This window comes from Lacimicrobium sp. SS2-24 (assembly GCF_002201535.1).
Taxonomy (GTDB): domain Bacteria; phylum Pseudomonadota; class Gammaproteobacteria; order Enterobacterales; family Alteromonadaceae; genus Lacimicrobium.
In genome coordinates this window covers 60,828-87,511 of record NZ_NIWW01000002.1, presented here as the reverse complement: position 1 = coordinate 87,511, position 26,684 = coordinate 60,828, and the positions used below count along the sequence as shown (strand labels likewise).

Annotated in this window: 23 protein-coding genes; 10 read left to right on the top strand and 13 right to left on the bottom strand. The window is 51.9% G+C overall.

Going from position 1 to position 26,684, the window contains the following annotated elements:
* Positions 1–18: 18 nt before the first annotated feature.
* The 5 genes from ilvA to ilvG all read right to left on the bottom strand — a co-directional run bounded on the left by ilvA (position 19) and on the right by ilvG (position 6,348).
* Positions 19–1,566: a threonine ammonia-lyase, biosynthetic gene (gene ilvA, locus CCY32_RS04150; RefSeq protein ID WP_088329337.1), complete on the bottom strand. Its 1,548-nt coding sequence runs from the start codon at positions 1,564–1,566 to the stop codon at positions 19–21.
* Positions 1,566–3,419, bottom strand: a complete 1,854-nt coding sequence (gene ilvD / locus CCY32_RS04145; protein WP_088329336.1) for a dihydroxy-acid dehydratase — start codon at positions 3,417–3,419, stop codon at positions 1,566–1,568. Before ilvD ends, ilvA begins: the two co-directional genes overlap by 1 nt.
* 92 nt (positions 3,420–3,511) lie before the next feature.
* Positions 3,512–4,441 carry a branched-chain amino acid transaminase gene (locus CCY32_RS04140; protein WP_088329335.1) on the bottom strand — a complete coding sequence of 310 codons (930 nt, stop codon included), beginning with the start codon at positions 4,439–4,441 and terminating at the stop codon, positions 3,512–3,514.
* A 12-nt stretch (positions 4,442–4,453) separates the two neighbouring features.
* Positions 4,454–4,696: an acetolactate synthase 2 small subunit gene (gene ilvM, locus CCY32_RS04135; protein ID WP_088329334.1), complete on the bottom strand. Its 243-nt coding sequence runs from the start codon at positions 4,694–4,696 to the stop codon at positions 4,454–4,456.
* Complete coding sequence (gene ilvG / locus CCY32_RS04130) at positions 4,693–6,348, bottom strand: acetolactate synthase 2 catalytic subunit (RefSeq protein ID WP_088329693.1); 1,656 nt, start codon at positions 6,346–6,348, stop codon at positions 4,693–4,695. The genes ilvM and ilvG overlap by 4 nt, the downstream gene beginning before the upstream one ends.
* Before the next feature lie 497 nt (positions 6,349–6,845).
* Between ilvG and CCY32_RS04125 the strand changes: the two genes are divergently transcribed.
* The 3 genes from CCY32_RS04125 to CCY32_RS04115 all read left to right on the top strand — a co-directional run bounded on the left by CCY32_RS04125 (position 6,846) and on the right by CCY32_RS04115 (position 11,151).
* A complete protein-coding gene (locus tag CCY32_RS04125; RefSeq protein WP_088329333.1) occupies positions 6,846–7,460 on the top strand; it encodes a trimeric intracellular cation channel family protein in 615 nt (204 codons plus the stop codon).
* Positions 7,461–7,547: 87 nt separating this feature from the next.
* The gene (locus CCY32_RS04120; RefSeq protein WP_088329332.1) at positions 7,548–9,068 is read left to right on the top strand and encodes a YifB family Mg chelatase-like AAA ATPase; all 1,521 of its coding nucleotides are present in this window, start codon (positions 7,548–7,550) and stop codon (positions 9,066–9,068) included.
* A 199-nt stretch (positions 9,069–9,267) separates the two neighbouring features.
* A complete protein-coding gene (locus tag CCY32_RS04115) occupies positions 9,268–11,151 on the top strand; it encodes a formylglycine-generating enzyme family protein (RefSeq protein WP_088329331.1) in 1,884 nt (627 codons plus the stop codon).
* Between the two features lie 137 nt (positions 11,152–11,288).
* Here CCY32_RS04115 and ilvY read toward each other — a convergent pair whose 3' ends face one another.
* Positions 11,289–12,146 (bottom strand): HTH-type transcriptional activator IlvY, encoded by an 858-nt coding sequence (gene ilvY, locus CCY32_RS04110; protein WP_088329330.1) that lies wholly within the window; start codon positions 12,144–12,146, stop codon positions 11,289–11,291.
* A gap of 151 nt (positions 12,147–12,297) precedes the next feature.
* On the opposite strand from ilvY, the gene ilvC reads away from it, so the two are divergent.
* Positions 12,298–13,782 carry a ketol-acid reductoisomerase gene (gene ilvC / locus CCY32_RS04105; protein WP_088329329.1) on the top strand — a complete coding sequence of 495 codons (1,485 nt, stop codon included), beginning with the start codon at positions 12,298–12,300 and terminating at the stop codon, positions 13,780–13,782.
* Between the two features lie 109 nt (positions 13,783–13,891).
* Here the strand turns inward: ilvC and CCY32_RS04100 are convergent, their stop codons facing one another.
* Positions 13,892–14,707: an MOSC N-terminal beta barrel domain-containing protein gene (locus tag CCY32_RS04100; RefSeq protein ID WP_088329328.1), complete on the bottom strand. Its 816-nt coding sequence runs from the start codon at positions 14,705–14,707 to the stop codon at positions 13,892–13,894.
* A gap of 8 nt (positions 14,708–14,715) precedes the next feature.
* Positions 14,716–15,315 (bottom strand): carbonate dehydratase, encoded by a 600-nt coding sequence (gene can, locus CCY32_RS04095; protein WP_088329327.1) that lies wholly within the window; start codon positions 15,313–15,315, stop codon positions 14,716–14,718.
* A gap of 154 nt (positions 15,316–15,469) precedes the next feature.
* On the opposite strand from can, the gene CCY32_RS04090 reads away from it, so the two are divergent.
* On the top strand, positions 15,470–15,739 hold the full coding sequence (locus CCY32_RS04090) for a hypothetical protein (RefSeq protein WP_088329326.1): 270 nt from the start codon (positions 15,470–15,472) through the stop codon (positions 15,737–15,739).
* Between the two features lie 63 nt (positions 15,740–15,802).
* On the opposite strand, the gene CCY32_RS04085 is transcribed toward CCY32_RS04090, so the two are convergent.
* The 3 genes from CCY32_RS04085 to CCY32_RS04075 all read right to left on the bottom strand — a co-directional run bounded on the left by CCY32_RS04085 (position 15,803) and on the right by CCY32_RS04075 (position 18,652).
* Entirely contained in the window at positions 15,803–17,053 is a 1,251-nt protein-coding gene (locus tag CCY32_RS04085) for a glutamate-5-semialdehyde dehydrogenase (RefSeq protein WP_088329325.1), read from the bottom strand.
* Positions 17,054–17,130: 77 nt separating this feature from the next.
* Positions 17,131–18,228 carry a glutamate 5-kinase gene (proB, locus tag CCY32_RS04080; protein WP_088329324.1) on the bottom strand — a complete coding sequence of 366 codons (1,098 nt, stop codon included), beginning with the start codon at positions 18,226–18,228 and terminating at the stop codon, positions 17,131–17,133.
* A gap of 112 nt (positions 18,229–18,340) precedes the next feature.
* The gene (locus CCY32_RS04075; RefSeq protein ID WP_088329323.1) at positions 18,341–18,652 is read right to left on the bottom strand and encodes a DUF6482 family protein; all 312 of its coding nucleotides are present in this window, start codon (positions 18,650–18,652) and stop codon (positions 18,341–18,343) included.
* Between the two features lie 240 nt (positions 18,653–18,892).
* Here CCY32_RS04075 and CCY32_RS04070 point away from each other — a divergent pair, with 240 nt between their 5' ends.
* Together CCY32_RS04070 and CCY32_RS04065 are read left to right on the top strand one after the other, a co-directional pair.
* The gene (locus CCY32_RS04070; RefSeq protein WP_088329322.1) at positions 18,893–19,732 is read left to right on the top strand and encodes a DUF3014 domain-containing protein; all 840 of its coding nucleotides are present in this window, start codon (positions 18,893–18,895) and stop codon (positions 19,730–19,732) included.
* 15 nt (positions 19,733–19,747) lie between these two features.
* Positions 19,748–20,284 carry a DUF1285 domain-containing protein gene (locus CCY32_RS04065; protein WP_088329321.1) on the top strand — a complete coding sequence of 179 codons (537 nt, stop codon included), beginning with the start codon at positions 19,748–19,750 and terminating at the stop codon, positions 20,282–20,284.
* Between the two features lie 14 nt (positions 20,285–20,298).
* Here the strand turns inward: CCY32_RS04065 and CCY32_RS04060 are convergent, their stop codons facing one another.
* Together CCY32_RS04060 and hemN are read right to left on the bottom strand one after the other, a co-directional pair.
* A complete protein-coding gene (locus tag CCY32_RS04060; protein WP_088329320.1) occupies positions 20,299–21,849 on the bottom strand; it encodes a PAS domain-containing methyl-accepting chemotaxis protein in 1,551 nt (516 codons plus the stop codon).
* Positions 21,850–22,013: 164 nt separating this feature from the next.
* Entirely contained in the window at positions 22,014–23,369 is a 1,356-nt protein-coding gene (gene hemN, locus CCY32_RS04055) for an oxygen-independent coproporphyrinogen III oxidase (RefSeq protein ID WP_088329319.1), read from the bottom strand.
* Positions 23,370–23,498: 129 nt separating this feature from the next.
* Here hemN and CCY32_RS04050 point away from each other — a divergent pair, with 129 nt between their 5' ends.
* The 3 genes from CCY32_RS04050 to CCY32_RS04040 all read left to right on the top strand — a co-directional run bounded on the left by CCY32_RS04050 (position 23,499) and on the right by CCY32_RS04040 (position 26,575).
* Positions 23,499–24,785 (top strand): amidohydrolase family protein, encoded by a 1,287-nt coding sequence (locus CCY32_RS04050; RefSeq protein WP_088329318.1) that lies wholly within the window; start codon positions 23,499–23,501, stop codon positions 24,783–24,785.
* A 136-nt stretch (positions 24,786–24,921) separates the two neighbouring features.
* Positions 24,922–25,962, top strand: a complete 1,041-nt coding sequence (locus CCY32_RS04045; RefSeq protein WP_141096169.1) for a hypothetical protein — start codon at positions 24,922–24,924, stop codon at positions 25,960–25,962.
* A 145-nt stretch (positions 25,963–26,107) separates the two neighbouring features.
* Positions 26,108–26,575, top strand: coding sequence for a Dps family protein (locus tag CCY32_RS04040; RefSeq protein WP_088329316.1), 468 nt, complete (start codon positions 26,108–26,110; stop codon positions 26,573–26,575).
* Positions 26,576–26,684: the final 109 nt, after the last annotated feature.

The following is a 26,684-nucleotide window of genomic DNA, read 5'->3' as shown; positions in this document are numbered from 1 at the left end:
AGAGGCGTTTGATTAAATTTAATCAAACACCCCATTAAGGTCAGACAAAAAGAAGCGGTAAGCCGGGTTCGCTGTCTGCTCTTCAAACTGATAGCCAAGCTGGGTCAGATGCTGATCGAAATCAGCCCTTGAGTCAGCCGGGATATCGAAGCCTGCCAGCACCAGCCCCTCTGCGGCGCCGTGATTACGGTAGTGGAACAGGGTGATGTTCCAGCGCTCGCCCAGGGTATCCAGAAACTTCATCAGCGCCCCCGGATGCTCCGGAAACTCAAAAGAAAACACATGTTCGTTGAGTAACTTGGGCGGTCTGCCCCCTACCATGTAGCGAACGTGCAGCTTGGCCATTTCATTGTCAGAGAGATCAAACAGCTGATAACCATTCTGTTTAAGACTCTCGGCGATGGCTTTGAACTCTTCCCGGCCCTGGCGCAACTTCAGGCCCACAAAGATATGTGCTTCTTTGTTGCTGGCAAAGCGATAATTGAATTCAGTGATGGCACGGCCACCAAGGAGTTCGCAGAAGTGCCGGAAGGCACCGGGCCGCTCAGGAATTTTGGCGGCGAACACCACTTCTTTTTGTTCACCCAGCTCACAACGCTCAGACACATAACGCAGGGTATGGAAGTTAATATTGGCACCACAGAGGATACCGCCGATTTTCTGCCCCTGAGTGTTATTCTCACGTACATATTTACGGATACCAGCCACCGAGAGGGCACCGGCAGGCTCGGCAATGACCCGGGTGTCATCAAAAATATCTTTGATGGCCGCACAGATTTCATCACTGGAAACGGTGATCACTTCATCCACATACTGCTGGCACAAACGAAACGTTTCGCTGCCGATGCGCTTTACTGCTACCCCGTCGGCGAAAATGCCCACAGAGGGCAGATCCACGGGCTCGCCTTTTTCCATGGCGGCCTTGAGGCAGGCGGACTCTTCCGATTCCACCGCCACGATCTTTAAGTCGGGCTTGAGTTGTTTCAGATACACGCCGATACCGGCGGCCAGACCACCGCCGCCCACGGCAATAAACAGGGTATCGAGATGCGGATTCTGTTCCAGTAGTTCACGGCCAATGGTGCCTTGTCCTGCGATCACATCGGGGTCGTCAAAAGGCGGCACAAAGGTATAGCCGTGTTGATCGGCCAGCTGCCGCGCATGAGCACTGGCAGCATCAAAGCTGGTGCCATGTAATACCACCTCGGCATATTCGCCGCCGAAGGTGCGTACCGCCTCCACTTTGATTTCCGGCGTGGTCTCGGGCATCACAATCACGGCTTTCATTTGCTTGATACGCGCCGAATAGGCCACGCCCTGAGCATGATTGCCTGCCGATGCGGCGATCACTCCGGCAGCGCATTGCTGCTCGGTTAACTGACAGAGCCGGTTATAGGCCCCTCGCAGCTTAAAAGATTTAACCGGCTGCTGGTCTTCTCGCTTGAGCCAGATATCGTTGCCCAGTGACGCCGAGAGTTTATCCAGGCGCACCAGATCACTCTGTACCGCCACATCGTAAACGGGCGAGAGCAGGATTTTCTTCAGATAATCCGCCTCTGAAACCATTATTGCTGCCCCTCCAACAAGGCTTTATTACGCACGGCACCTTTGTCGGCACTGGTGGCCAGCATGGCATAGGCTTTCAGTGCCAAAGACACATGACGCTCTCTGTCTGCCGGTTTCCAGGGGTTGGCCGAAGCCTCCATATCCGCGCGGCGCTTCGCGAGTTCCTCGGCACTGATCATCAGATCCATGCGCCGGTTAGGAATATCGATGGCAATCTCATCGCCCGGTTGGATCAGGGCAATGTTACCGCCTGCGGCCGCTTCCGGAGAGATATGCCCAATGGACAGTCCCGAGGTACCGCCAGAGAAGCGCCCGTCGGTGATCAAGGCACAGGCTTTGCCCAGGCCCTTGGATTTGAGATACGAAGTCGGGTAGAGCATTTCCTGCATGCCGGGGCCCCCTTTAGGGCCTTCATAGCGGATCACCACCACTTCCCCTGGCTGCACTTCGTTATTAAGGATGCCGGCAACGGCGTCATCCTGGCTTTCGTAAATACGGGCCGGACCGGTGAACTTGTGAATGCTCTCATCCACACCGGCGGTTTTAACGATGCAACCGTCTTCGGCAATGTTGCCAAACAGCACCGCCAGGCCACCTTCCTGACTGAATGCGTGTTCCATATTACGAATACAGCCGTTCTCGCGATCTGTATCCAGACTCGGATAGCGGCAGCTCTGGCTAAAGGCCTTGGTGGTGCGAATACCAGCCGGGCCTGCGCGATAGAATTCATCGGCATGGGTATTTTCGGGGTTGACCACATCCCAGCGGGCAATCACCTCGCTGATAGTTTTTCCCAGCACATGCGGGGCGTCGCCTTTAAGCAATCCGCCCCGTTCCAGTTCGGCCAGAATCCCCATCACGCCACCGGCACGGTGTACGTCTTCCATATGATATTGCTGGGTAGCCGGTGCCACCTTGCACAAATGGGGAACCTTGCGGGACAGCTGATCGATATCGGCACAGGTGAAGTCCAGCTCCGCTTCCTGCGCCGCTGCCAGTAAGTGCAATATGGTGTTCGACGACCCACCCATGGCGATGTCCAGACACATGGCGTTTTCAAAGGCGGCGCGCCCGGCAATATTACGCGGCAGTGCCGTTTCATCATTTTGCTGGTAATAGCGCTTGCACAAATCAACGGCCACTTCACCGGCCTGAATAAACAACTTCTCACGGTCGGCATGAGTTGCCAGCATCGAGCCGTTGCCCGGCAATGACAATCCCAGTGCCTCGGTCAGACAGTTCATCGAATTGGCCGTGAACATGCCAGAGCAGGATCCGCAGGTAGGACAGGCGGAGCGTTCTATCGCTTCACTGTCTTCATCGGAAACCTTATCGTCGGCGGCAGCAACCATGGCATCCACCAGATCCAATGCGATGATCTGATCAGACAGTTTGGTTTTCCCCGCTTCCATCGGGCCACCGGACACAAACACCACCGGAATATTGAGGCGTAATGCCGCCATCAGCATCCCCGGCGTGATTTTGTCGCAGTTAGAAATGCACACCAGCGCGTCGGCACAATGGGCATTAGCCATATACTCCACCGAATCGGCAATGATCTCCCGAGACGGCAAGCTGTAGAGCATGCCCGAATGGCCCATGGCGATGCCGTCATCCACCGCAATGGTATTAAACTCTTTGGCAACACCACCAGCTGCTTCAATACTGCGTGCCACCAGCTGCCCCATGTCTTTTAAGTGCACATGCCCCGGCACAAACTGGGTAAAGGAGTTGGCCACCGCAATAATGGGTTTGCCAAAATCCGCTTCGGTCATTCCGGTGGCGCGCCATAGCGCCCGGGCACCGGCCATATTTCTGCCCTGAGTGGTGGTCGCTGAACGTAATTTTGGCATTGTTTAACCCTTATATTGCTCTATTTATTGCTTAAATTCAGAGGGTCAGCGGCCTCACATCTGGAGGCTGCTCGCTGACAACTGAAAACGATTTACTCGACCGGCGTCAGCCAGCCCCATTTATCTTCTGTGGTACCGTCGAATAACCCGAAGAAGGCAGACTGCACTTTCTCGGTAATAGGCCCGCGGCTACCGTTACCTACTTTGATACCATCAACACTGCGTACCGGCGTCACTTCTGCGGCGGTACCGCACATCAGAATCTCATCAGCCAGATACAGTGCTTCACGGGGAATATTTTCTTCACGTACTTTGTATCCCATTTCCGCCAGCAGAGTGATCACGGTGTCGCGGGTAATACCCGGCAAAATCGCTGCTGTTCTGGGCGGAGTGGAGATCACGCCATCGCGCATGATAAAGAGGTTTTCACCGGCGCCTTCACTGAGGTAACCGTTGATATCCAGTGCAATGCCTTCCTGATAACCATGGCGTCTCGCTTCCATGGAAATCAACTGCGAAGACAGGTAGTTACCGCCCGCTTTGGCACCCGTTGGCATGGTATTGGCGGCCAGACGGTTCCAGGAGGTGATTCCGGCATCCACACCGTTTTGTAAGCCTTCTTCACCCAGATACGCGCCCCATTCAAAGGCTGCTATCACCAGCTCAGTTTCTTGACCGAAGGGCACCTGTAAGCCCATACCAATATCGCCATAAAAGGCGATAGGGCGGATATACGCCGATTTCAGCTTGTTCTTTTTAATGATGTCTTTAGTGGCTTCATTGATCTGATCAGCGCTGTAAGGAATGGTCATACGGTATATTTTGGCTGAATCCAGTAACCGTTTAGTGTGTTCCTGCAAACGGAATACACAGGTTCCCTTGTGCGGTGTGTGATAGGCGCGAACGCCTTCAAAGACTGACGATCCATAATGGATGGCATGGGTCATCACATGCACCTGTGCCTCCTGCCAGGGCAGGACGTTACCGTTAAACCAGATAAACTCAGCTTGTTTCTTAGCCATGATAGTTCCTTGTTATGCCGTTTGCGGCAAAGTTTGCTCAATATTCAGTGAGGCCAGATCATACAACTTATGTAGCTGGGTCGTCAGTATGTTAATAGGTTGTGGGCCGGATACCTGCATCGACAACTGTAAACCTGAGCCGCGCTGACGCATTTGCAACTGGCGCACTTTAAAGCCGCGATAACGGGCCGTTTGTAATACCCGCTCAAGCGCGGCGGGTTGATCTGATAATAAGAGTTCCAGGTCATAGGTCATCGGGCTTGCTCCCACATTTCATGATTAGCGGTATTGGGTGGCACAATTGGCCAGACATTGGCCTGATGATTCAGGCGTACATGCAGTAAATAGGGGCCGGGGTGCTCGAGTAAGGTTGTCAGTGCCTGCTCCACCTCACCGGCATCGGCGATCTCCGCACTGGCAATCCCGAACGCCGCGGCAAGCTGGCTGAAGGGCGGGTTGTCAGAAAGGTCGGTCTCACTGTAACGCTCGTTGTGAAACAATTCCTGCCATTGCTTGACCATTCCCAGGCGCTGGTTATCCAATATCACAATCTTCACCGGCATTTGATAGCGGCGCAGGGTACCGAGCTCCTGTACATTCATCATAAAGGAGCCGTCACCACAGACAGCAACCACCTGTTTATCTGGCTCGGCGACCTGCGCACCAATGGCGGCGGGCAACCCGAATCCCATGGTGCCCAATCCGCCGCTGCTTAAATGGCGGGTAGGGTGAGAAAACTGCATATGCTGGGCGACCCACATCTGATGCTGTCCCACATCACAGCAAACAATGGCATCATCGGCGCTGAGATCACTCAGACGCCTGAGCAATGAAGGGGCATCAATCTCTTTTCCTTTCACGTGGTCTTCATAGCGATTGCCTTTTTGCTGTTTCAGCTGCTCTATCTGTGCTGACCAGGCCGATTTAGAAGATGTGCACTCTAGTGCAGGCAGTATGTGCTGCAGATCACCGAGCAGGCTCACATTGGCATGACGGCGTTTGTGGATTTCCGCGGGATCAATGTCCACATGAATGATTTTGGCTTCGGGAGCAAATTCATCCAGCTTGCCGGTGACCCTGTCGTCCAGCCGGGCGCCGATTATCAGTAACAGATCGCTCTGTTGTACCGCCAGGTTGGCCGCAGCCAGTCCGTGCATACCAAGCATCCCCAGGTAGAGGGGATGATGATAGTCCGCACTGCCGAGACCTTTCAACGTGCTGACATGGGGCAGTTGAGTGCGACACAGAAAGTCGCGCAATTGGGGAACTGCCGATGCCATACCCACGCCGCCGCCAATGTACACCACTGGACGCTGGCTCTGTGCTAACAGCCGATTGGCCTGCTCAATATCGTTGTGACTGGCCTGTGGCAGACTCGCCGTGTTGCAGGGACGGGGGCTGTGCTCGGGCACAAATCCCAACTGGATATCTTTGGGGATATCCACCAGCACCGGACCGGGTCGTCCTTCCCTGGCGATGGCGAAGGCCCGATTAAGCATAGGTTGTAGATCGCCAGGCTCCATCACCTGCATGCTGTGTTTACAAATACTCAGGCTCAGCCCCAGTACATCCACTTCCTGAAACGCATCAGAACCCATGGCGGCGCGAGCGACCTGACCGGTGATGACCACCAGCGGTACGGAATCCAATTTGGCATCGGCGAGACTGGTCAGTAAATTGGTGGCCCCCGGACCGGATGTGGCAATACACACCCCGACCTTGTTGGTGGCCCGGGCATAACCTATCGCAGCAAAGGCCGCGCCTTGTTCATGACGGCACAGGTAATGGGTTACCGGTGAATCCAGCAAGGCATCGTAAAGCGGCATAATGGCGCCACCGGGATAACCGAAAACGCGGTCAGCTCCCTGTTCAATCAGTGATGTCAAAATTGCCTGTGCGCCTGTCATTGCTGTATCTCTTTGTTGTGCCATTTCCGGTTTACCTGCCCATTTGGCAAAAAAAAACCCCCGGACTCTCGTGCGGGGGTTTTTTTGAATCTGGACTTAATTCAGGCCAAACGCTTCCCCCGCGGAGATGGAATAATCACCACGACCAGTACTACTGTAAGAAGAAGGTTTGCGAATTGGTTCATAAAAAGGCTTTTGCCCTAATTTAATCAAGTTACGTCACTGCCTATAAGAAATACCATGGTGATAAAGGACAGATCAAGCTTTTGTTTCATAACTTAAGTTACAAGTATCCTAATAGTTGGTTATTAGAAAGGGTTTTTAGGATATTCCACCCACTTTATTCTTTTCTGAGTATCACCGTTTTCCCTGCCAAGGTACTCACGGAAACAGGTGTATTACGACGGGGGCGCTGGCACCTTTGCGTTATGAGCGTTTGTTATTTTAGCAACGGAGGTTAAAGTAGCCGTTATAACAGGTGGCTAAGGATATAAGATATGGCGCAGTGGCTGCATTGGATCGATTTGTTTGGCGTGGCCGTCTTTGCGATTTCCGGCACGCTAATGGCGCATAAAAAGTACATGGATGGCTTTGGCGTAGTGGTACTGGCATCGGTCACCGCCATTGGCGGCGGCACCTTGCGGGATATGATCCTCGACTTGCCCGTCTTTTGGGTACAACAACCTGATTTCCTGTATGCCATCTTACTCGCCGCCTTTGTCACCATTGTCTGGCTGCGGATTACCCATAACTTTCCTTACCAGTTGCTGTTGGTCGCAGATGCGCTGGGGCTGGCGTTTTTCAATGTGATGGGACTGCAAAAAGCCTTAAATTATGGCACCGGCCCCTTTATTGCTATCGTCATGGGCACCATGACCGCGGTATTCGGTGGCCTCATCCGCGATGTCATCTGTCGGGAAATTCCTTTGGTACTCAAAGGAGAGCTGTACGCCACCACCTGCATAATCGGCGGGATCGTGTACGTACTTTGTGGCTGGCTGAATACCGGCACCAGTGTAGCGATGCTGGCCGGATTGCTCACTACGCTAGGGTTGCGACTGGCAGCGATACGCTGGCACTGGCAATTACCTGTGTTTAAAGGCAGTCACTGAGTTTGCACTTCACCCCGATTGCTACCACTTAGTCGGCAAAACCTTGCTATAACTACCTTAGGGATCAGATTATGAAAGGATTCATCCATGTCCTTAGCCATTACGCATACCCGGGCAAGTGTGGGCGTTGACGCACCACCGATTAGGGTCGAAGTACATCTGGCCAACGGCCTTCCCGCCTTTAATATTGTTGGCTTACCGGAAGCCTCGGTGCGTGAATCAAGAGATCGCGTACGTAGTGCGCTGATTAACTCGGGATTTGAGTTTCCTGCCCGGCGCATCACCGTGAACCTAGCGCCTGCTGATTTACCCAAAGAAGGCGGGCGCTTTGACCTTGCCATTGCCATCGGCATTATTGCCGCAAGTGGTCAGATTGAGCAGTCCGCTCTGGATAAGCATGAACTGGTTGGCGAGCTGGCATTAACCGGGGAATTACGGGCCATACAGGGAGCATTGCCCATGGCTTACGCGACCTGTCAGAACAACCGCGCGCTGATTCTGCCTCATCCCAACACTGAAGAAGCCGCGTTAATCCGCCGGGCCAGGCTGTTCCCGGCTACCCAGTTGTTAGAGGTTTACCATCATTTGATAGGCCAGCAGGTTTTACCGCTGGCCGATGCTGTCACCCATGCCGGCTATGACGATGCCATAACCACGTTAGACCTGCGCGATATTATCGGTCAGTCTGTGGCCAAGCGTGCTCTGGAGATTGCCGCCGCCGGAGGCCACAACCTGCTGATGACCGGTCCCCCAGGTACCGGAAAAACCATGCTTGCCAACCGATTAATGACCATTTTGCCCCCCATGAGCGAAGAAGAAGCGCTGCAAACTGCTGCCATCTATTCCATCAGCGGCAAAACCATTGATCCGAAGGGCTGGCGCATTCGTCCCTTTCGTCATCCACACCACACCAGTTCGGCAGTGGCACTGGTAGGCGGTGGAAGCACCCCGAGGCCAGGTGAAATTTCACTGGCTCACAACGGCGTGTTGTTCCTGGACGAGTTACCTGAGTTTGAACGCAAGGTGCTGGATGTGCTTCGGGAACCTCTCGAATCGGGGCAGGTATCCATATCACGCGCCGCTCGTCAGGCGGTTTTTCCCGCCAGATTTCAGTTGATTGCAGCCATGAATCCGAGTCCCACCGGAAATCAGGAGGACAGACGCAGCACACCGGATCAAATATTGCGGTATCTGAACCGAATTTCTGGCCCGTTTCTGGATCGCATCGACTTGCAGGTGGATGTCCCCAAATTGCCCAAGGGCCAGTTCGCCGAGGAAATTCAACAACGCGGGGAGAGCAGCCAGGTCGTGCGTGAGCGGGTATTACGGGCCAGAACCCGGCAACTGAAACGCTGCGGTAAGGCCAATGCCCTGTTAAACAGCGCAGAACTGGCGCAAAGCAGTGAGCTGCACCCCGCCGACCACCAGTTTCTGGTCAGCAGCAGTGAGCGACTCGGTCTCTCTGTGCGCACATACCATCGCATCCTTAAAGTAGCGCGCACCATTGCCGATCTGGACAACCACGCACAGATCAGCAAAGACCATCTGGCTGAAGCATTACAATACCGCAGCTTCGATCGCTTACTGAATCAACTACTAAGCCAGTAGCGCAGCCCTGCCTTTGCTTTGGTTGTGCGAATTAATCACCAATAAGCACCTATGATACTTGCGCTTTACTTGACAACTCAATAGCATAGGGCCTTACTGCGACAATTAGAAAACCAATTAATCGTCGCCGTTTTAGATAAAACTACGCCCAAAAAAATAATAGCAGTTTGCCGGCTGGCGACCCGTTTGGAATGGAATAATGAAGCGAATAGCACACCTTGCTCTAGCGATAGCCCTGATACATTCGGCGGGCCTGATCGCAGCGGAAAATTCATCCGTAGAGGAAATACAACAGCAAATTCAAACCAACCAAAGCGAATACGACAGCTATCACCGGACCCTGGAGAATGAAATCTCTATGGCCGCCCAGCTGGAGCGGGAGTTGGCCTCGTTGAGAGAAAAAGGTAAAGAGCTGGAGCACACACGCCAGTTACGCCTGAATGAAATGAATGTGCAGTATGAACGCACAATTGAAGATCCTAGCATTGATATCAACGACGCTCGCCAGGCCTATCTTGCCGCTGTCCGTGCACACAAAGAAAACAAAGACGCGATTACCGCCAACTATAACGAATGGCAGTCAAAACTCCTTGATGTGGAGCAGTTGCGTCTGTCCAAGCACAGTCTGCTGAACAAGATAGAAAGCCTCAAAGAACAACTCAACAATGCCCGCGTTGATCGCCTGGTCAAAGAGTTTAACCGCCAGGAAAACCTGACGGTTAATCACGAAGTGACCTGTGACAGAAACGAAACGTTGGGCAAGTGTACCGATCGCGGTAAAGCACTGGCTAAACAAAAAGCCTCCAAGCGCTTCCTTGACCAGCTCTACGATGATCTGACCGAGGCCGCCGCCGCCAAACAACATCGTCCTTACTCTGATGTGTTTGTGCAAATTCTGCGTAGTGAAGTGGCCCGTGACGGGTTCAGTGGTGCGGGTAACTATGCCGTACAGCTGAACGTAGATGTGAAGGGTAGCCTCCGACGCACCCAAGCCTGTCAGCTGCTAGGTTTAGACAGCCGTTATTGTGTTGCTGAACGCACGCCACCGGAGGTCGCGAAAGTGATCACCTTGCCTCAGGATGGCAGTCAGTTAGGCGCTGATGAATCAGTCATGTACGAGCTGACCATACGGTCGAATGTTTACGACGATGAAGTCTTTATTGATGGCGTCAGCTATGGCTCTACCCGCCTGCAAATTATGCTGCCCGCAGGGCCTCATGATATTGAAGTGGTTAAGCGTGGTTACGAAACCTACACCGATACCATAGATCTTAAAGAAAGCACCACGCTGCGTGTTGAGTTGCAGCGCGCGCAGTTTGCCTTTAACAAAGGCGAGAAAGTGCAGGACATTCTGCATGGTGACGAGCCGGGACCTCAGTTAATCGTCATCCCCGCAGGCTCCTATCGCATGGGCGACATCTCCGGTAACGGTCTGGAAAACGAGCGTCCGGTAGAAACTCAAACCCTGGACAATTCCTTTGGTATTGGCGAGACCGAAATCACCGTAGCGGATTTCCGACGCTTTGTGGAAGAAACCAGCTATGTCACCGATGCTGAGAAAAACAAAGGCTGTGCCTACTATGAGCAGGGCTCACCAGTATGGCAGGAACAATTAAACTGGCGCACACCCGGCTATGCCAACAGCGACAAACACCCGGTTGTCTGTATCAGTCAGCGGGACGCACAGGCCTATGTAAACTGGCTTACCGAAGCCAGTGGCAAGAAATACCGTCTGCCTACAGAGATTGAATGGGAATATGCCGCCAGAGGTGGCACAGAAACCGATTACTGGTGGGGTGAAAGCGTCGGCACAGGTAATGCTAACTGCGGCTGGTGCGGCAGTCAGTGGTCCAATATCGCCGCAGCGCCAGTGTCTTCCTTCGACCGCAATAAGTTTGGGCTGTTTGATACGGTCGGCAATGTGTGGGAATGGACCATTAACAGTTCAGCCGGCAATGGCGCCGTGGTTCGCGGTGGCGCCTGGAACTTCGCCCCACGCCTGGCACGTGTATCTACGCGTATGGAGCTGGATTCAGAATTCCGGGCCAACTATATCGGGCTGCGGGTAGTGCGCGAACGCTGATAACACGCGCACATCCCCTCCTTTGAAACCCGGCCGCCGCCGGGTTTTTTTGTATCCGAACAGGGGAAGAAGGTTATATCAACGTACACACAGAGTTGGCGACCCGACCAGCTAAACAGAGAGTAAGGGCGAGCGCACTAAATCTGCGCCATCAGAGCCTGAATCAGGGGCTCTTTGGCCCGCTCTTTAAGGCAGCAAATGCCCAACTGGAAGGATTCAATGTCTGGCAAGGTGATCATGGTAAGCTGATTCGCCAGTACCGACTGCTCCACCACCGGCCGCGGGACAATGCCCAGGCCGCACCCCAGCGCCACCATGCTGACAATGGCTTCGTTGCCGGCCACCGACGCATAAACATTCGGACGGATGCCCCGCTCCGCAAACCAGTGATAAACGATACGGCGGGACGGGCCGGACTCCGGTAACACCATAGAGACCTGCCGCCAGTCTATTTGCTGTAACTGCGTCACACCCAGGTTACCAGGACAAATCAGCACCAGGGGCAGGGTATCAAGATGTTGAAACCACAACTCATCGGCGAACTCAGGCGAGGCCACGGCGATGGCTAGATCGGCTTGTTTAGTGCGGACATTTTCGACGGACATAGCGGGATCCCCCGTCGTTAACTTGATCTCAACCTGAGGATAGCGATGGCGAAATCGCTCCAACAAGGCCGGCAGATGACTGTAGCTTGCCGTGACGGAACAGAACAGGGAAAGCTCTCCCTGCACAACCTGACTCTGTTGCTGTATCTCAGATCTTACCTGTTGCCATTCCTGTAGCAGACGAACACTGAAATCCAGAACCCGACTGCCTGCAGCGGTCAGTCTGACATTACGGTTATCGCGCACAAACAATGGCGCCCCGCACTCCTGCTCAAGTCGCTGAATGGCACGGCTGAGCGTAGAGGGTGATACAAACATCGCCTCAGCGGTTTTAGCAAAATGCAGGCTGGTCGCCAGGTGTTGAAACAACTGTAATGAACGGATATCCATATTTATTGCGTATTATGAAACGTTATATTGCATATATATCATTTTATTCAACACACTGGCTAGTCTATTATCCTCGCCAACATACAAGTACGTCACTGGCTTGTAAGAAGAAGATTATCATCCTGCTGATGCGGGATAGCTGGAGCAAGAAATGGCAAATTATTTTAATTCTCTGAAGCTCAGAGAGCAGCTGGACCAGTTAGGTCGTTGCCGGTTTATGAACCGCGACGAATTTAAATCTGGTTGTGAATTCTTAAAAGGTAAGAAAATTGTCATCGTTGGTTGTGGTGCCCAGGGCCTTAATCAGGGCCTCAACATGCGTGATTCTGGCCTGGATGTGGCGTATGCATTGCGCCAGAGTGCGATCGATGAGAAACGTGATTCCTATCAGCGTGCCAGCAGTAATGGTTTTACCGTAGGTACATACCAGCAGCTGATTCCTGAGGCAGACCTGGTATATAACCTGACGCCTGACAAGCAGCACGCCAATGTGATTGAAGCGGTGATGCCGCTGATGAAAAAAGGCGCGGCATTGTCCTACTCACACGGCTTCAACATCGTCGAAGAAGGTCAGCAAATTCGTGACGACATCACTGTAGTCATGTGTGCGCCCAAATGCCCCGGTACAGAAGTGCGCGAAGAATATAAGCGTGGCTTTGGTGTACCGACCCTCATCGCCGTGCATCCAGAGAATGATCCTCAGGGTCAGGGCCTGGAGATTGCCAAGGCGCTGGCTTCTGCCACAGGTGGAGATCGTGCCGGTGTACTGGAGTCCTCCTTTGTAGCCGAAGTGAAGTCAGACCTGATGGGTGAGCAGACAATTCTTTGCGGCATGCAACAAACCGCAGCCCTGCTCGCTTTTGACAAAATGGTCGCCGACGGCATCGATAAGGCCTATGCCGCCGCGCTGATTCAGTATGGATTACAGGCCATTACCGAAGCGCTGAAGATCGGTGGTGTCACCAATATGATGGACAGGCTTTCCAACCCGGGCAAACTGAAAGCGCAGGAACTGTCAGAAAGCCTCAAGTCACTGCTGCGCCCGTTATTCGAAAAGCACCAGGACGACATTCTCAGCGGCGAGTTCTCTCGCACTATGATGCAGGATTGGGCTGACGGTGATGCCAATTTATTGAAATGGCGTGAACAAACCCGCCAGAGTGCATTTGAACAAGCGCCACAATACACCGGTACCATCGATGAGCAGGAGTTCTTCGACAACGGCATTCTACTGGTAGCCATGATCAAAGCCGGTGTAGAGCTGGCCTTCGACGTCATGGTGGAGTCGGGTATGCTGCCAGAATCGGCGTACTACGAATCACTGCATGAAACGCCGCTGATCGCCAATACCATTGCCCGTAAGCGTCTGTATGAAATGAACGTGGTGATATCTGACACCGCAGAATACGGGAACTACTTGTTTGCCAATGCGGCCATGCCGTTACTGGCTGAGCAGTTCATGCCGGGCCTGAGTACAGATGTTATCGGCAAGGGGCTGAAGCTGGACAGCAACAGTGTGGACAATAAGACACTGGTTCAGGTTAATGCCGCCATTCGTCAGCATCCGGTTGAAAAGATTGGTGATACGCTGCGTGGCTATATGACGGATATGAAAGCTATCGTCGCCAACCATTAAGCAAGTCGCAGAAAATTTCTCCCATTTTCTGTCGTTAGGTGCCTGGCACCTGTTGTTGCCCGGTCAGTTTGACCGGGCTTTTTTTATTCCCGGCCAGACTGGCCAATCCTTAATAAGTTTCTGCCACTCTGTGTTCCAACACCTCAATCTCACCGCCCAATTCCAGTACACCGCCTTTGATTACCGTGACATTCATACCAAAGTTAATCTTACCGTGCTGGTCTTTACGAAACTGAGCCAGAGTGTTCAGAGGCTCGCGCTGGGGCAGAAAATCGCCGCTGTCGGCATCGCGGGTCACAAAAATACAGCGACTGCACGGACAGTCTAATTGCAATTCCACCTCACCCACACGAATGCGGGACCAGCTGTCTTCGGCAAACGCTGCGGTATTGGTTACCACCAGATTGGGCCGGAACTGAGCCATGCTATGACGCTGCTGACAGCGAGCATTGAGATCTGCCAGTGACGCTTCTGATAACAGCAGCAGAGGGAATCCATCGGCAAAACTCACCGTCGTATTGGCACTTTCACTGAATCGTGGTGACTCGGTGCCGGCATATAGTAATTGGCAGGGGCGGTCCAGCAAGGTGGAAAACCAGTGATTCGCATCACTATGGGTGGCAAACGCGCTGAAATGGTCCTTCCACACATGGGTTTGGCAGCGTGCGCCTGTAAATGCGGCAAAATCCAGTTGCAAGGGGGGCATCTGAGCATGGGTCACCAACAAGCCAAGAGGTGTTGGTGTAGCCTGCACCTGCACCAGCTTTGGCAGAGCCCGGCCTGTCAACATGCGACCTTTTTCATCGGCCAGCATAAAGCGACGGTCAAAGGCCAGACCTTCGGCGGTGGCCACCGCGCGGGATACCTGCAGCCCGCGGGTAGATTTTATCGGGTATAAGGTCAGTGCGGATAAGGTTGCCGTCATTGACCTAGCTACTCTGCTTCGCGGTACTTGGCTTCCACATCGGTCAGACGGCCATTGCGCAAGCTGTAGATCCAACTGTGAATACGCAATTCCTGGCCTCTGCTCAGTGCATCACGGACGATAGAGGTGCGGCGAATGTTCCTTGCCTGCTCCAGGACATTGAGCTCACACAGCTTTTGCACCCTGTCTTCGGGTGACAGTGGTTCCAGCGCCGGCCAGTGGTAAGTGGCAATATCCTGAATATGGGCCAGCCAGTTGTCGATTAATCCTAACTGCCTGTTTGCCAATGCAGCCTCTACCCCGCCACAACCATAATGGCCGCAAACAATGATGTGCTTCACCTTGAGCACTTCAACTGCATACTGAAGCACAGACAGACAGTTCAAGTCGGTATGTATTACCAGATTCGCCACATTGCGGTGCACGAAAATGTCACCAGGCAACAGGTCTAAGAGCTGATTGGCCGGTACTCGGCTGTCAGCACATCCAATCCACAAGTACTCCGGCGTCTGCTGTTCAGATAGCTTCTTAAAAAAATCAGGTTCCGATTCCACAGTGCGCTCAGCCCACTGGCGGTTTTTTTCGAACAATTCCGTAATAGCTGGCATGGCAGGTCCGTTATTGGGAGTGTGAAGGGATTCTAGAGGGTTTTATAACAAGATCAAAGCCGACCTTAGCCAAGAAAATTTTGTAAGGATTCCGTGATGGCTACGACTAACCTTGATGACCGGTTTCACTCACTCAACATGACAGGGGTAAAATATGACGACTTTGACGACAAGTTTATTAGTGATGGCGCTGCTGTCCGGCTATCTGCTGCTTTGCTGGCTTGATAAAAAATACCACTGGAAACTGATTGCCTGGTTTAATGCAGAGGTAGACAATCCTTTTGATTGCAAACCCACAGAGCGGACTCAAGACAAGGATCATCATATTCAGCAACTACAGGAACGTATTCAGGTGCTGGAAACATTAGTCACCGATCCTGCCTGGGAGCTGCATCAAAAGATCAAACAACTGGAGCGTGAATAGGGCTGTCGGGCGTTCAAATAAAAAGGGCTCCATGCGGAGCCCTTACGCTTCATAATTCATTCTTTACTGGCGGATATGGCCGTCGCCCAGCACAATAAACTTCTCCGTAGTGAGCGATTCTGCCCCCATGGGACCGTAGGCGTGCAACTTACTGGTAGAGATACCGATCTCGGCTCCCAGACCCAGCTCTCCGCCATCAGAGAAACGTGACGAGGCATTGGCCATCACCACCGCGGAATTGACGCTGCGAATGAACTGCTGTGCGCGGGAGTAATCCTGAGTCGCAATCACCTCGGTGTGACCGGAGCTATATTGCTCAAGATGCGCCACTGCATCGTCAAAGGTGTCGACCACCCGTACCGCAATTTCCAGCGCCAGGTATTCTGCGTCCCAGTCTTCATCTGTGGCCGCTTCCGCACCGTCAAAATAATCAATACTTTGCTCACAGGCATGCACTCGCACTTTATGTTCGGCCAGCATTGCGGCCGCCATGGGCAGGAAACTCGGTGCAATATCTTTGTGCACCAGCAGCGTTTCCAGGGCGTTGCACACACCGGTGCGCTGGGTTTTACCGTTTTGCAGCAAGCCCAGTGCTTTAGCCTCATCGGCCGCGCTGTCCACGTACAGGTGACACACCCCTTTATAGTGCTGGATAACCGGGATGCGGCTGTTCTCAGAAACAAAACGTATCAGTCCTTCACCGCCGCGAGGAATGATCAGATCGATTTCTTCATTCAGCGTCATCAGTTCATTCATAATCGCGCGATCAGGGTCTGGCACCACTACCACCACATTGGGGTCAACATTGTGCTCCTGCAACGCCGCTTTAATACATTCAGCCAATGCCAGATTCGAGTGTAGCGCTTCTTTACCGCCACGCAGCACCACTGCATTACCTGCTTTAAAGCACAGCGCCGCAGCGTCAATGGTAACGTTGGGGCGTGATTCATAGATCATCGCGACCACACCCAGAGGAATACGCATTTTGCCCACTTCGATGCCACTTGCCTGACGACGAATATCGCGGATGCTGCCAACGGGGTCATCCTGTGCTGCAATCTGACGCACCGCATCGGCAATATTGGCGATGGCGGCCGTATCCAGCGTCAGTCTGTCCAGCATGGATTCGGCTAAGTCGGCCTGGCGACCTGCTTCCACGTCTTTTTTATTCGCCGCAAGAATGCTGTCGGTCATGGACTCAAGGTTGTCAGCAATGCTGTGCAATACTGCGTTTTTCTTGACGGACGTCAGCTTAGCCAGCTGGCGTGAGGCAATTCGTGCTTTTTGCGCCATCTCTTTAATCGAAAAAGTCATGTTTTCTCCTTTGTCGGAAAACAGCCCGCCAGGTTCACCTGCAGGCTGTATAGATGAGTTCAATGTGAAAGGTGGCGTTAGAGTAACGCCAGATCGTCCCTGTGTACCGCAGCTTCGCCCGATGAATAGCCAATGACGTTTTCAAAGTCGTCACTGTAAAGACCTTTGATTGCGTTCAGGTCTGCGGCACTGTACAAGGCCACCCCTTTCGCAAAGGGCACATTGTTGTGGCAGATCTCAACGGCATCACCGGCTGTGAAATCGCCTTCTACGCCGCTAATGCCAACAGGCAATAGCGAGGCACCGGTCTGGATAAGCGCCTTCTTGGCACCCTGATCCACTTCAATACGACCAGTTGCAATCAACGTATGCTTAAGCCATTGCTCTTTCGCCGTATCCGGGGTTTTAGCCGGAACAAACCGGGTACCGGGAATGCGGCCGTCAAGAAGGGCATCAAAGACTTCACCCTTGCTGCCATTTACGATCAGCGTCTGTATACCACTTTCGGCACACTTATCGGCGGCTTCAATTTTGGTACGCATACCACCGGTGCCGACTTTACTGCCAGGCCCGCCTGCCAGCTCATAAATTTCACCATCGATGTTGTTTACCACCGGGATCAGTTTTGCCTGTGGATTGATACGAGGGTCTGCATCGTACAAACCATCTATATCAGAACAAATGACCAGTGTATCGGCCTCTGCCACCATGGCGGCATACGCAGCCAGGTTATCGTTGTCACCCACCTTGAGCACGTCCACGGAGGTGGTGTCGTTCTCGTTCACAATGGGTAATACGTTATTGTTGAGCAGCTCCCGGACCGTGTTTTTAATATTCACATAGCGAGATCTGTCATGGAAATCGTCATAGGTGAGCAGGACCTGGGCACAAGGGAAATCGAAAAAGCGTGACCAGTTTTCCATCATTTGCATTTGCCCAACCGCTGCCATTGCCTGTTTCTCAGCAATGGATGGGTGGGTCTTGTGGGCGATAACACTGCGCCCGGCAGCAACACTGCCCGAAGACACAATAATGACCTGTTTGCCCTGCTCGCGGCTTTCAGTGATGAACCTGGCGATGGCCAGTAAGTACTTCGCGCTGCACTGATGTCCATCGGGTGATATCAGAGCACTCCCTACCTTAATTACGGCCCGTTGCCAGTTAAATTCAGACATTTATCCTCCAGAAGTCAAATCCTTATATTAGGATACTCTTATAAAAGTGATAAACAAGGCCGTTTGGTTATAAGCTAATCTCTTACCAGTGGCAAACTGTAAACTTTGCGCTTTACAGCGAGTGCTCCAAACCCAATCGTATCGGCAATCTCATGGTATTGTCGGGCTCTTGTGCGGCCCCAATCATTTCATCGTAAGCAGAATGATGAATCAATTCAGCCTGCTTCACGACCAGATCTGAAAAGGCGTTCCGTACCTGCTCCAGGCTGGTGAACCTCATCGGATTGCTGTCATTAGCATAGACCAGGCCGCGGTTCCCATCGACCGAAATTTGCACCAGATAGACACTCATTTCATACGAAAGTACCCAGACCTGTTCAAAAACCGGCTTATCACGCTGCAACGACGTTAGCTGATAGTTCATTATAGTCTCCTGATATGGACCTTTTTTTATACTTTTCAATCTGATAATCAGTTCAATTCTTCACGCCAGGTGATTTAGGGGCAGGTGAACGAACGACTGGATAATGTGTCAGACAAGGTGCATTATCAGTCTTAACTGATAGACTCTATAACCAGGTACTACCTAAGTACGGAGTAACATTTTCGTTTTCGACAGCATGTGCTTTCGGGTAGAAACATCCAGCTGAAAAGGTAAGTTGTTATGACAGATAATGACACGACAGAGAAAAATTCCCTGCTTCCCTACATCGCAGTCGCAGGATTGCTAGTTGTTTTGCTGGTAGCCCTGTTTCTCTGGCCCAAGGACGAGGCACAGGTTACTCAACCCACTGAGCCGGTGATGCAGCCACAGCCTGACCCCGAGCCTGAGCCTTTGCCTGAGCCGGAACCTGAACCAGAACCCATACCAGCACCACCGACTCCGATGCCAGAGCCACAGCCCGAACCAGAACCGGAGCCTGTGCCTTTGGATACCAGTGATGCCGCCATCAAAACAGCTATTGCAGAGACTGGCGTGTATGAAGCCATGGCCAGACTGATCGTAGACGAAGATCTGTTGCGCCGTTTTGTGGTTTTCAGCGCTAACCTGGCAGATGACAAACTGGCCCCCAACCATCAGGTTCTGCAGCCTCCGGCTCAGGAGTTCAGAGTTTACCGCCAGGCCGGAAAAGAATGGATCGATGCGGCCAGTTACAAGCGCTATACGCCCTACGTAGAGGCAATGGAAAGCATGGACACGGAGGCTATGATTGCCATTTACGAGCAGTATAAGCCCGCGATAGCAGAGATTTTCGCTGAAATCAGCGCCGGGTCAGACGACTTTGACAATGTGCTGATCGAAGCCATTGATAATCTGCTGGATACACCTGAGGTTCCTATGCCTGTTGAGGTAACCACAGAAAGTGTGATGTACAAATATAAAGATGAGCGTCTCGAATCTCTGTCTGCCCCGCAAAAACAATTGCTGCGCACAGGCCCTGAAAACATGCGGGTTATCAAAGCGAAATTGCGGGAGCTTCGGGATGCGCTAAACCAGCGCTAAGCGACGCGCGGCGAAATGAAACTTGAAGACTTACAGGCTCAACTGGCAGCACAAGCGCAAAAGTCGGCGCCTGTGGAGGATTGGAACCCGCCCTTCTGTGGTGAGCTTGACATGGTCATCCGGCACAACGGTCAGTGGGACTATATGGGCACCCCCATTGGCCGAGAAGCGCTGGTCAGGTTATTCGCCAGTGTCTTAAAGAAAGAACAGGATCGTTACTATCTGGTCACGCCGGTAGAGAAGGTGGCCATTACAGTCGAAGACGTACCCTTTATTATCACTAACTGGCAAAGAAAAGAAGAGAAGTTAGTATTCACTTCAAATCTGGGTGATCAGTTTATCGTGGGGAAGGAACATCCTGTGGTGCTGGAGACAGACAAGGTAACAGGGGATCTGCTGCCCTATGCCTTAGTCAGAAGAAACCTGTTTGGTCGTCTGCACCAGAATCTGTTTTATCAGTTAGTTGACCAGGGTCGTCCGCAACGTCAGGGCAACGAAGATCACCTGATGATTAAAAGCGGCGACTATCAGTTCAGCCTTGGGGTGCTCTGACCGGATTTGGGCGCTTATTCCTTCTGAGCAAAGGTCTTTACCATCGCCGCAATCCTGTCGATACTGGCCCTGAGGCTACCAGAGCTCTGCTCCATATCCTGGGCTACCTGCGCATTATCATCTGCAACCTGCGTAATATTGCCGATATTGCGACTGACCTCTTCACACACTTTCTCCTGTTGCTCCGACGCCGTTGCGATTTGCGCAGAATAATCTGAAATCTCCGTCATAACCTGATAAATCTCTTCCATGGCAGCGGCAGAGTTCTGCGCGTCATCAACACACTCCATGGCCTGCTCGCGGCTTTGCTGCATACTGCCAACCCATTGTTTTAGCGTCGAGCGCATCGTCTGCAAACTGGTATGGATATTGGCTGTAGATGTCTGAGTACGGGTTGAGAGTGCGCGTACCTCATCGGCAACCACAGAAAAGCCGCGGCCACTCTCGCCTGCACGGGCCGCCTCAATCGCGGCGTTCAGGGCGAGCAGGTTGGTCTGATCGGCGATCGCCTCAATTTCCCCCATCACATTGGCGACTTTATCTGCTTCATCCACCAACTGGTTGGCGGAGCTTGCTGCCTGGTCAACAACATCGGCGAGACTGGAGACCTTACCTTTGCTCTCCAGCACTTTGTCTTTCGCGCCTGCACACAAATCATTGGCATTTTTCACCTTGCCTGAAGTTTCCACGGTGTTGCGCGCTATTTCCTGACTGGTGGCCGCCATTTCAGTAATGGCGGTGGCAATCTGCTGCACTTCAAATTTTTGCTGCTCCATGCCCTCCGCGGTAGTGTGCGCCGCCCTACTGGTCTCTTTCGCCACGCTAACCAGACCCGATGCCGAATCCTGCATGCGTCCCAGCACCGTGCGCAATCGCGCCCGGCCCAGGCCAAGATGAAAATCGACAACACTGTGTAAGCCTTTGCCACTGTAGATAAAGCGACTAATGCTGTCGTACTGTGTTTTTAAGGCCTCAGCCTGAAGCGGAAACGCCATCAGTTCTGAACGAAAAATGACACCTAAAACAAGCGGTAGCAGCAGACTTAGCAAACCACTCCAGAGGCCGCCGAACCAGAAAACCAAGCCACAAATCAGCAATATCGCGAGACCAGATGAAAGGTACTTTTGGTTCAGAGCAACTTCATGGGCGTTGAATTTACCCTGGTTAATGGCCTGGTAGGCTTTTTCCGCCCTGGCCACCAGTTCACGTTGCGGCTTTACCCGTACAGATTGATACCCCACTACACTGTTATTCTGATAAACCGGCGTTACATAGGCATCAACCCAGTAATAACGGCCATCTTTACAGCGATTCTTGACCATCCCACGCCAGGCCTGTCCCTGCTTAAGCTTGTCCCATAGATCTTTGAATGCAGATTTTGGCATATCCGGATGACGCACCAGATTGTGGTTTTTGCCCAAAAGCTCATCGACTTCATATCCAGCGACACGGCAAAAAGCCTCATTGGCATAGGTGACAATCCCCCGTAAATCGGTTGTGGACACCAATTCTTCCTGTTCGGAAAACTGAACTTCTTCATTGACGACAGACTGGTTGCGGCGCATAAGGGTGAATTGCTCCGGAAAAAGATGCGATTAGCTCTTTAGCATAGCAAAAAAATACGATAAACCAGTAAGTTAAGTACGCAGATTCGGCCAAGCCGAGACATTAAAGGACAGATGGGCAGATTCGATAATAGTGTCTTTGCCGGCGCAAGGCGGTGTGTCGTTCATATAATGCGGGAAAATGCCTGCTGACGGGACTGTGGCAAATAGCGATCAAACTGCATACAAATGGCGCGGATTAAGCTGCGTCCAGCATCTGTTACCTGTATGCCTGTTGACGACATGCTCAGTAATCCGTCAGCCATCATCGCTTTTAACCGTTCTATTTCTTTGGCGAAATATGCCTCAAACTGAATATGAAACGCTTTTTCAATATGTGCATAGGAAAGATGAAAGTGACAGATCAATTGTTTGATCACCTCAGCACGGAGTCTGTCGTCCTCAGTCAGCGCATAACCTTTGGCTAACGCCTCGCCCTTTTTATCCATGGCCTGATAATAGTGTTTCAACACTTTCTCATTCTGCACAATCAGGCCATTTATCTGACTGATCGCGGACACACCGAGGCCCAGTAAATCACAATCCCCTTGTGTGGTGTAGCCCTGAAAGTTGCGATGCAGGGAACCATGACGCTGAGCCCTGGCCAATTCATCATCTTCAAGGGCAAAGTGATCCATACCGATACACACATACCCTTGCGCACAGAGTAATTCACTGGCCAGCGAAAAAATGGCCATACGCTCGGCGCTATCCGGCAGGGTCTGTTCATCAATACGCCGCTGCGCTGCAAACTTTTCCGGCATATGAGCGTAATTAAACACCGACAACCTGTCAGGACGAATCTTCAGCACCTTATTAACCGAATCAGCAAAGCTTGCTGCGCTTTGGTGGGGCAGACCATAGATCAAATCCAGACTCACTGAGGCAAACCCCAACTCCCGCGCAAACCGCACCAATTCAACGATATGCTCTTCGTCCTGTACCCGGTTTACCGCTTTCTGCACTTTTTTGTCAAAGTCCTGAACACCAATACTGAGCCGGTTAAAACCCAGTTCAAAAAGATGCTTTAGACGGGGCAAGGTCATCTGTCTCGGGTCAATCTCAATGCTGACTTCAGCATCATCGGTGACCTCAAAACACTGCCTGACATGAGCCATGAGTCGGGTCAATTGCTCATCACTGAGATAGGTGGGAGTTCCACCACCGAAATGGATTTGCGTGACAGACCGCTCAGTAAACAGCTGATAGCGCTGAGTAATTTCTCGCATCAGGTAGTCCAGATAAACCTGTGCCTTGTGTGTCTGACGGGTGATTTGTTTATTACAGCCACAGTAATAGCAAAGGGAATGGCAGAAGGGGACATGCAGGTATAAAGACAGAGGCTTCGCGTCTGCCTGCTGACAACGCTGTTTTAATAATTCCGGATTGAAGTCATCCAGCTGCAATGCCGTCGGATAGGACGTATATCTGGGGCCATTGAGATGATATTTACGCAATGCCGGTGCTGCCATCGCCGCCATATGAGTCTATTCTCTTCACTAATCGAATGCCCTGATTGTACTGATTGCTGCGACAACGGACTTTGATCTGGCACAACAACTGGCCTAATGTGACCAGGACACAAAAAACAACAGAATGAGCATAACACGATGAAACGCATTTCTTTTTTGTTTGGGGCGTCATTGGCAGCGGCCAGTCTTGGCGCTTCCGCCGCAACCTATATCCACGCGGGCAGGCTGATTACCGCAACCGATACACAAGTGATGAGCCAGGCAACGGTGGTTGTCGAAAATAATCGCATTGTAGATGTTCGCCGTGGCTTTATTGAGGCAGGAGACAATGACCAGTTAGTGGATTTGTCCGACAGCACCCTGATGCCTGGCTTAATGGATATGCACACCCACATCAGCTCTCAGCAGGGACCCGGTGCCTATATGGATCGCTTCACCTTAAACGAAGCTGACTACAGCTTTAAGGCTGTCCATTACGCCGGGAAGACGTTGAACGCCGGGTTTACCACCATACGCAACCTGGGAGATAGCTATAACGAAACGGTGGCATTGCGAAAAGCCATTGAAAAAGGCTTAGTTCAGGGACCACGAGTTTATACGGCCGCTAAATCCATCGCCACAACCGGGGGACATGCCGACCCCACCAACGGCAGAGCAAAGGTATTGATGGGTGATCCCGGGCCACAGGAAGGCGTGGTAAATGGTATCGCCGAAGCCCGGGAAGCTGTCCGTCAACGTTATAAAGACGGGGCCGATCTGATTAAAATCACCGCCACAGGTGGTGTGTTGAGCGTGGCCAAAAGCGGGCTGAACCCTCAGTTTATGACAGATGAACTGGAGGCCATCGTAAACACTGCCAAAGACTATGACATGAAGGTGGCAGTGCATGCGCATGGTAAAGAAGGCATGATGCGCGCCATTAAAGCGGGTGTCCATTCCATCGAGCACGGCACCTATATGGATGACGATGTCATCGCCCTGATGAAAAAACATGGCACCTATTATGTTCCTACTGTGCTGGCCGGTGCCTGGGTGGCAGAAAAGGCTGAAATTGATGGCTTCTTTCCGGAACTGGTTCGCCCCAAGGCAGCTGAAATCGGTCCACTGATTCAGTCGACCTTTGCCAGAGCCTATAAGGCAGGTGTCAATATTGCGTTTGGTACTGACTCCGGTGTGTCGGCCCATGGTGATAATGGCGAGGAATTTAAACTCATGACCGACGCGGGCATGCCAGCCATCGAAGCCATTCGAGCCGCCACCTTTCATGGTGCAAAACTGTTGGGCGTGGACGACCAGCTGGGTACGGTGGAAAAAGGAAAATTAGCCGATTTGGTAGCAGTGAAGGGAAATCCACTGGATGATATCAGTCTGATGACCCGAGTCAGCTTCGTGATGAAAGACGGCCAGATCATCAAGATGCAGTGATATCAGAATTTATGCAGAGCGGTCGGGCGTTAACGGATTAACGCCCGGTAATATGTTAATGAAGCGTTGATCTGTAGTATATTTGTTAAACAACTTCCTCTACAATCCATCATCTTCCTATTATCGAGGCTCAAGGATGAATTCATTTTCCCGTTTCCGCATGTTGGCACCTTGCCTGGCATTGATGCTAAGCGCCTGCGCCGTAACCGACACGCAAGTACAAATGCCCCCGGTTACCCAGAATACTGACCTGCCAGCATTAGGGGTGTTATCGCAAACCACGTCATCGGATTTAAACAAGACTTGTCAGCGCATGGCCGCCCGCCACCATTGCCAGGTTGACGCCATTGGTGCTGAGGCATTTCAACAGAGTTTGCAGCAGACAGGGTTGTTTCCGATAGTGCTGCTGAAACAGCCCGGCGCGGACTACGAGCTGTTAATTTCCAGTCTCAGTTACACTGACAAACGCAACAGAGTGCAGGCGCGATTCACCCTGACCTGGCGCGGTTTGCCGTTAAAGAAATTCGACTACAGTCTCTCTCGCAATGGCGCCAGGGATGATCAGGCCTTTGCCAGTGAGCTGGTGAGTCACTTTTTGCGTGATGCCCTGGCACAACAGGTATTTAGTCCCGGATTCCTGGCTCATAACCTCAATTCAGAAGATTATGAAGACGATCTGAAGGCGCCGCAGCAAGTGTCTAACTTCTCCCTCAGCGAACGCCGCATTTACAATGACCCTCTGGAAGGGTCGATGCTGACCTACCGTGACCCCTCTTTTAGCAACGATAAAATCGAAGTCTCTGTTTACCCCATTCCTACCAGCGATATTGGTAACACTGATGCCATTCTGGAAGAAGAAACAGAAAAACTACGCGATAACCTGACTGACTTTGTTACAGATCTTAACCTGCCACCGTTGCAGATGAGCGAGGACATTCAGCTAAGCTGGAACATGCTGAACAAACAGTTCAAGGGTTACTATCTTGATGCCAAAATAGAGAAAGAAGGTATTGAGCCTTTCTATGCGTCTTACTTCTTCTTCGTACAGGAAGACAAAATCGTAAAATTCACCACTACCTTTCCATCGCGGTTTGCCATGGAGTTTGTTAAACAGGCGCTGCCACGCATGTCCGTGCCGGGTGAATCACCGTTTATTTCCAATTTGAGACGGCTCTGACGGTTTAATTAGGTTTTCACTCATTCTACAAAAACAGTATTCATAAAACCGATTAAGTCTATTGCTATGATTAATTGGTCAATTCAGTCTCGCACTGCAATACTGAAGACTGAATTAACGGGTATCCACGAAAAAGGAGACTTCAATGAGTAAGATCGATATTGGTATTAATACGCAGGATAGAGAGGATATCGCAGAGGGGCTGAAACGATTACTGGCAGACTCGTACAGCCTGTATCTGCAAACCCATAATTTTCACTGGAACGTAACCGGTCCTCAGTTCAGAGAACTGCACCTGATGTTCGAGGAACATTATATTGAACTGGCAGAAGCGGTTGACGATATCGCCGAGCGAATCCGGACTCTGGGTGTGATTGCGCCCGGAACCTACAAGGCCTTTTCCAAACTGAGCTCGATCGAGGAAGTCGAAGACGTGCCGGGAGCCGGAGCCATGGTAGAAATTCTGACCAAGAGTCACGAACAGGTTGTAAAAACCTCTCGCGAGGTGCTCAAACTCGCACAAAAGGCAGATGATGAATCCACTGCTGCACTGGTTTCTGACAGAATGCGAATCCACGAGAAAACCGCTTGGATGTTAAGAGCAATGCAGTAACAGTAGTCCCTGCACTCTTGAGCCGGCCATTGCGCCGGCTTTTTTATGTCGGATAAGTGAGAAAGAAAAACAAAATGAGTCCATGTAAGAAAAGCCTTTTCACTAAATA

What these genes read in the sequence shown, in the direction of transcription:
- ilvA (WP_088329337.1), bottom strand. Translation starts at nt 1,566, where the DNA reads ATGGTTTCAGAGGCGGATTATCTGAAGAAAATCCTGCTCTCGCCCGTT.
- ilvD (WP_088329336.1), bottom strand. Translation starts at nt 3,419, where the DNA reads ATGCCAAAATTACGTTCAGCGACCACCACTCAGGGCAGAAATATGGCC.
- CCY32_RS04140 (WP_088329335.1), bottom strand. Translation starts at nt 4,441, where the DNA reads ATGGCTAAGAAACAAGCTGAGTTTATCTGGTTTAACGGTAACGTCCTG.
- ilvM (WP_088329334.1), bottom strand. Translation starts at nt 4,696, where the DNA reads ATGACCTATGACCTGGAACTCTTATTATCAGATCAACCCGCCGCGCTT.
- ilvG (WP_088329693.1), bottom strand. Translation starts at nt 6,348, where the DNA reads ATGACAGGCGCACAGGCAATTTTGACATCACTGATTGAACAGGGAGCT.
- CCY32_RS04125 (WP_088329333.1), top strand. Translation starts at nt 6,846, where the DNA reads ATGGCGCAGTGGCTGCATTGGATCGATTTGTTTGGCGTGGCCGTCTTT.
- CCY32_RS04120 (WP_088329332.1), top strand. Translation starts at nt 7,548, where the DNA reads ATGTCCTTAGCCATTACGCATACCCGGGCAAGTGTGGGCGTTGACGCA.
- CCY32_RS04115 (WP_088329331.1), top strand. Translation starts at nt 9,268, where the DNA reads ATGAAGCGAATAGCACACCTTGCTCTAGCGATAGCCCTGATACATTCG.
- ilvY (WP_088329330.1), bottom strand. Translation starts at nt 12,146, where the DNA reads ATGGATATCCGTTCATTACAGTTGTTTCAACACCTGGCGACCAGCCTG.
- ilvC (WP_088329329.1), top strand. Translation starts at nt 12,298, where the DNA reads ATGGCAAATTATTTTAATTCTCTGAAGCTCAGAGAGCAGCTGGACCAG.
- CCY32_RS04100 (WP_088329328.1), bottom strand. Translation starts at nt 14,707, where the DNA reads ATGACGGCAACCTTATCCGCACTGACCTTATACCCGATAAAATCTACC.
- can (WP_088329327.1), bottom strand. Translation starts at nt 15,315, where the DNA reads ATGCCAGCTATTACGGAATTGTTCGAAAAAAACCGCCAGTGGGCTGAG.
- CCY32_RS04090 (WP_088329326.1), top strand. Translation starts at nt 15,470, where the DNA reads ATGACGACTTTGACGACAAGTTTATTAGTGATGGCGCTGCTGTCCGGC.
- CCY32_RS04085 (WP_088329325.1), bottom strand. Translation starts at nt 17,053, where the DNA reads ATGACTTTTTCGATTAAAGAGATGGCGCAAAAAGCACGAATTGCCTCA.
- proB (WP_088329324.1), bottom strand. Translation starts at nt 18,228, where the DNA reads ATGTCTGAATTTAACTGGCAACGGGCCGTAATTAAGGTAGGGAGTGCT.
- CCY32_RS04075 (WP_088329323.1), bottom strand. Translation starts at nt 18,652, where the DNA reads ATGAACTATCAGCTAACGTCGTTGCAGCGTGATAAGCCGGTTTTTGAA.
- CCY32_RS04070 (WP_088329322.1), top strand. Translation starts at nt 18,893, where the DNA reads ATGACAGATAATGACACGACAGAGAAAAATTCCCTGCTTCCCTACATC.
- CCY32_RS04065 (WP_088329321.1), top strand. Translation starts at nt 19,748, where the DNA reads ATGAAACTTGAAGACTTACAGGCTCAACTGGCAGCACAAGCGCAAAAG.
- CCY32_RS04060 (WP_088329320.1), bottom strand. Translation starts at nt 21,849, where the DNA reads ATGCGCCGCAACCAGTCTGTCGTCAATGAAGAAGTTCAGTTTTCCGAA.
- hemN (WP_088329319.1), bottom strand. Translation starts at nt 23,369, where the DNA reads ATGGCGGCGATGGCAGCACCGGCATTGCGTAAATATCATCTCAATGGC.
- CCY32_RS04050 (WP_088329318.1), top strand. Translation starts at nt 23,499, where the DNA reads ATGAAACGCATTTCTTTTTTGTTTGGGGCGTCATTGGCAGCGGCCAGT.
- CCY32_RS04045 (WP_141096169.1), top strand. Translation starts at nt 24,922, where the DNA reads ATGAATTCATTTTCCCGTTTCCGCATGTTGGCACCTTGCCTGGCATTG.
- CCY32_RS04040 (WP_088329316.1), top strand. Translation starts at nt 26,108, where the DNA reads ATGAGTAAGATCGATATTGGTATTAATACGCAGGATAGAGAGGATATC.